This window comes from Kitasatospora sp. NPDC054768 (assembly GCF_053612025.1).
In genome coordinates this window covers 1-4303 of the sequence record NZ_JBSHBN010000302.1, presented here as the reverse complement: position 1 = coordinate 4303, position 4303 = coordinate 1, and the positions used below count along the sequence as shown (strand labels likewise).

Below are 4303 nucleotides of genomic sequence, written 5' to 3'. Positions count from 1 at the left end.
GTGACGGTGAAGCGGACCTCGATGTGGCAGTCGTCGGGGGCGTCGGAGTGCTGGACGGCGTTGGCGAACAGTTCGCCGAGCAACAGTTCGGCGGTGTCGGCGTAGCGGTCTCCGGCGGGGAGGGCGGAGAGGTACGCGCGGAGGAGGTAGCGGGCCAGGGGCGTGGACTCGGTACGGGAGTCGAGGCGCGCGACGAACATGCGGGGGCGACGGTGCGTTTTGAGCATGGGGGGACCTCGGAGGGGCGGAGGGAGAGTGAGAAGGGGAGTGCGACGTAACCCTATGCACGCAAAAGATTGCGTTCCGGTACCAATGATGGGGGTGCCCGAGTTACGGTTGCGGCCAAAACGGAGTGTGGAGATCCGTGGCACCTGAGGGGGAAACGCATGGCACATCGGCGCCTTGGGGCTGGGCCGACGTCGAGCCCGGCGGAGATGTTCGGCGAAGCGCTCCGCTTCGCGCGTGAGCGGGCCGGCTACACCCAGGAGCAGCTGGGGGAGCTCCTGAACTTCTCTCGCACGGTGATCACCCGGTTCGAGAGCGGGAGAAGGTCGATGGACCGGGAGGGTGTCGAGAAGGCTGACGAAATCCTGGCCATGGGAGGCTTGCTGATCCGGTTGTGGGAGCGGGTGGACTGGCAGGCAGACATCGAAAGCGCGGACTGGTTCGAGAAGTTCATGGAACTGGAGGACGAAGCACTGGCGATCCGGGTGCTTCAGTACTCCAGGGTCAATGGTTTGTTGCAGTGCGAGGAGTACGTTCGTGCGATGTTCGAGACTGGAAATGCTCGCAACAACCCGAAGTTGCTAGCTGAGCGGATTGAGACCCGACTCAGGCGGCAGCACCGTTTCCTGGTCGCTGATGGGCCTACCCTCATGGTGGTGCTCGATGAGGCCGCCATTCGTACGGTCTTCGGGGGGCCGGAAGTGATGCGGCGCCAGATGGAGCACATTCTCGCCGTGACTGAGCAGTCGAACATTGTGGTCGAGGTGATGCCGTTCGGTTGTGCGATGCCAGCTGCGCCATCTGCTTCGATGGTGTTGATGCTGATGCCGGACGGGAGGGAGTGGGTGTACTCGGAGAGCCTGTATCGCGGTCACTTCAGTGACGCCCCGTCGGTTGTCGAGCGGTCCAGGCGAGACTTCGACATGCTGCGCGGCGGTGTACTCTCGCCAGGGGATTCTCGTGCCCTGATCGCCGATGCGATGGAGGAGTACCGTTTTGCAGAACGTCGATCTCAAGAAGGCTGTTTGGTGCAAGAGCAGCTACAGCGCGGGCGACGCGGGCGAGTGCATCGAGGTAGCCCTCGGATTCCTGTCCGGCGCCGTCCCAGTCCGTGACTCCAAGGACCCGCACGGCCCGGCACTCGTCTTCCCCGACTCCTCGTGGGGCGCCTTCATCGCGGCAGTCCGGGCCGGCGAGTTGCCGATCGAGGGCTGATCCACCCCTCCACACCCCTCGGGGCGGGGCACCGACCGGTGCCCCGCCCCGCCGTGTCTCTTCTGTCTCCTGCCCTTAACTACTTCGCCTTCGCCCGGTAGGCCCGCTTCTTCACCAGCGCGCCGCAGGTCTTCATCGAGCACCAGCGCCTCGCGCCCGCCCGGGACGTGTCCACGAACGGCGTTCCGCAGTCCGGGTTTCCGCAGATGCGGACGCGTGTCCGCTGCTCGGACCCGCAGAGTTCGATCAGGTCCCGCGCGACCATCGACAGCACCGCTGCCACCCCGTCCCCGTCCCACCGCACGGATCCGGCGTCGGCCGACAGGACGGGCACCGAAGTCGGTTCTGCCGCCGCCCCGTTGACCATGGCGACGTCCTCGCGCTCAGCCGGCGCCCCCTCCGCCAGTGCGACGCCGATTCGCTGGATCGCCTCGCGCAGCCGCCGCGCTCCCTCCAGCTCGACCTCGTCGCACCTCGGCGCCACCGCCGTGCAGCCGCTCTCCACGCCCCACCGGCTCAGGTCCTCCGGCCCGGCCAGCCGTTCCACCCGCACGTCCTTGCCGCGGTCGGCCAGTGTGCCGGCGAAGGCGAAGCACAGTCGTGCGTCGTCGAACCGGAAGTCGGTCCTGGCGCGCTGGCGCCCTTCTCGTCGGCCGTCCCCATCGCTCATGTCCACCACTCTATGCGGTTGACACGACTCCTCGCCTCCACATAGCTTCCAAGTCCACCGCTTCAACCGGTGGACATCTCCCGAGGAGGTCGCGTCCATGCGCGCCGCAGTCATCGAAGAACTCCACCAGCCCCTCGTCGTCCGCGAGGTGCCCGACCCCGTCTGCCCGCCGGACGGCGCGATCGTGCGCGTCGGTGCCAACGGCATCTGCCGCACCGACTGGGCCCTGTGGGCCGGGGACTTCTGGACCGGAGGGCCGCAGGTCCAGCCCCCGTTCGTGCTCGGCCACGAGTTCGCCGGCACCGTCGTGGAGGTCGGCCGGGACGTCCGCGACTGGCGGGACGGCGACCGCGTCATCTTCCCGATGAACCCCGGCGAGGGGTCCTGCGAGATGTGCCGCAGCGGCAACCAGCACGTGTGCGAGCACGTGGACTCCCTCGTGCCCGGGGTGTCCTACTGGGGCGCCTTCGCCGAGTACGTCATGGTCCGCTTCGCCGACGTCAACCTGGTCCGGGTCCCCGAGTCCGTCGGCTTCGTCGATGTCGCCGCCCTCGCCTGCCGCTACATGACCGCCTTCCACGGCGTCGTCGACCAGGCCCGGGTGCGCGGCGGCGAATGGGTCGCGGTGTACGGGGCCGGCGGCGGCATGGGGCTGTCCACGGTGGAGATCGCCGCGGCCACCGGAGCCAACGTCATCGCGATCGACATCTCCGACGAGAAGCTGGAGGCCGCGCGCGCCCTCGGCGCCGTCCACACCGTCAACGCGGCCGTGGACGAGCCGACCGAGGCCGTCAGGACCCTCACCCGGGGCGGCGCCCACGTGTCCGTCGACGCCGTCGGGATCGCCGAGGCCTGCCGGAACTCCGTCCTCTCCCTGCGCACGCGCGGCCGCCACCTCCAACTCGGGCACACCACCGGCGCCGAGCGGGGCGACGTCCCGCTGCCGATCGACGTCATGATGGTCAAGGAGCTGGAGATCCTCGGTGCCTTCGGCATGCAGGGGCAGCGGTTCGGCACGATGCTCACCATGATCGAGGCCGGCCGCCTCAACCCCGGCAGGATCGTCACCCGCACCGTCGGCCTCCACGAGGCGGGCTCGGTGCTGGAGTCCCTGGAGACGTACGGGCCGACCGGTGTGGTCGTCATCGACGAGTTCCGGGGCTGAGCGGCCATGGCAACGGACACCACCGGGCCCGCCCCCCGCCTGCTGATGGACCCGGAACTGCGCCGGGCCCTCGACGCCGTCCCGATGACCCCCCGCGGCGCCTTCGACCTCACCGACATCGCCGCGACCCGCGAGACCCTCCGCTCCTTCGCCGCGGCCGTCGCCGCCGCCACGCCCGACGAGCCGACGGTCACCGTGGAGGAACACCGCGCCGTCCGGCCGGACGGCGGACCGGACGTGCCGGTCCGCATGCTGCGACCCACCACCGCGACCGGCGCGCTGCCGGTGCTGCTCTGGTTCCACGGCGGCGGGCAGGTGCTCGGCTTCGCCGCCCAGGACGACCCCTGGCTCAAGCAGCTGGCCGCGCGGCTCGGCTGCGCCGTCGCCGCCGTCGACTACCGGCTCGCCCCCGAGACCCCCGCCCCCGGCGCCGCCGAGGACGGCTACACCGCCCACCGGTGGCTCGTCCGCGAAGCGCCCGCGCTCGGCCTGGACGGCACCCGGATCGGCATCGCCGGCCAGAGCGGCGGCGGAGGGGTCGCGGCGGCCACCGCCCTGCTGGTCCGCGACCGCGGCGGCCCGGCGCCGCTGTTCCAGGCGCTGATGTACCCCATGCTCGACGACCGCGACCGGACCGCGTCCAGCCGTGAGATCACCGACATCGGCATCTGGGACCGCTCCACCAACCGCCTCGCCTGGCAGGCGGTCCTCGGCGACCACGCCGGCACCGACGACGTCTGCCCGTACGCCGCCCCCGCCCGCGCGAAGGACCTCGGCGGGCTGCCGCCGGCCTTCATCGCGGTCGGCGAACTGGACTGCTTCCGCGACGAGGACCTCGACTACGCCATGCGCCTGCGCGCCCACGGCGTCCCGGTCGAACTCCACCTGTACCCCGGCGCGTACCACGCCTTCGACCTGTTCGCCCCCGAGTCGCAGCTCGCGGAGAGCTTCCAGCACACCTGGACCGGCTACCTCGCCCGCCACCTCCGGGCCCCGACGCCGTAGCCCGCCCCGAGCCGCCGCCCCGG

Annotated in this window: 5 protein-coding genes and 1 pseudogene; 4 read left to right on the top strand and 2 right to left on the bottom strand. The window is 70.5% G+C overall.

Annotated elements, in window-relative coordinates:
* Positions 1-200, bottom strand: a pseudogene (locus ACWGKU_RS40550) (hypothetical protein); the annotation flags it as partial.
* 234 nt (positions 201-434) lie between these two features.
* Here ACWGKU_RS40550 and ACWGKU_RS40545 point away from each other — a divergent pair.
* Together ACWGKU_RS40545 and ACWGKU_RS40540 are read left to right on the top strand one after the other, a co-directional pair.
* The gene (locus ACWGKU_RS40545; RefSeq protein WP_452179925.1) at positions 435-1340 is read left to right on the top strand and encodes a helix-turn-helix domain-containing protein; all 906 of its coding nucleotides are present in this window, start codon (positions 435-437) and stop codon (positions 1338-1340) included.
* Complete coding sequence (locus ACWGKU_RS40540) at positions 1294-1440, top strand: DUF397 domain-containing protein (protein ID WP_452179940.1); 147 nt, start codon at positions 1294-1296, stop codon at positions 1438-1440. Before ACWGKU_RS40545 ends, ACWGKU_RS40540 begins: the two co-directional genes overlap by 47 nt.
* Positions 1441-1519: 79 nt before the next feature.
* On the opposite strand, the gene ACWGKU_RS40535 is transcribed toward ACWGKU_RS40540, so the two are convergent.
* Positions 1520-2110: a CGNR zinc finger domain-containing protein gene (locus ACWGKU_RS40535; RefSeq protein WP_452181060.1), complete on the bottom strand. Its 591-nt coding sequence runs from the start codon at positions 2108-2110 to the stop codon at positions 1520-1522.
* Between the two features lie 97 nt (positions 2111-2207).
* On the opposite strand from ACWGKU_RS40535, the gene ACWGKU_RS40530 reads away from it, so the two are divergent.
* Together ACWGKU_RS40530 and ACWGKU_RS40525 are read left to right on the top strand one after the other, a co-directional pair.
* Entirely contained in the window at positions 2208-3275 is a 1068-nt protein-coding gene (locus ACWGKU_RS40530) for an alcohol dehydrogenase catalytic domain-containing protein (RefSeq protein ID WP_401054966.1), read from the top strand.
* 6 nt (positions 3276-3281) lie between these two features.
* A complete protein-coding gene (locus ACWGKU_RS40525) occupies positions 3282-4280 on the top strand; it encodes an alpha/beta hydrolase (RefSeq protein WP_452181061.1) in 999 nt (332 codons plus the stop codon).
* The last annotated feature ends 23 nt before the right edge of the window (positions 4281-4303 follow it).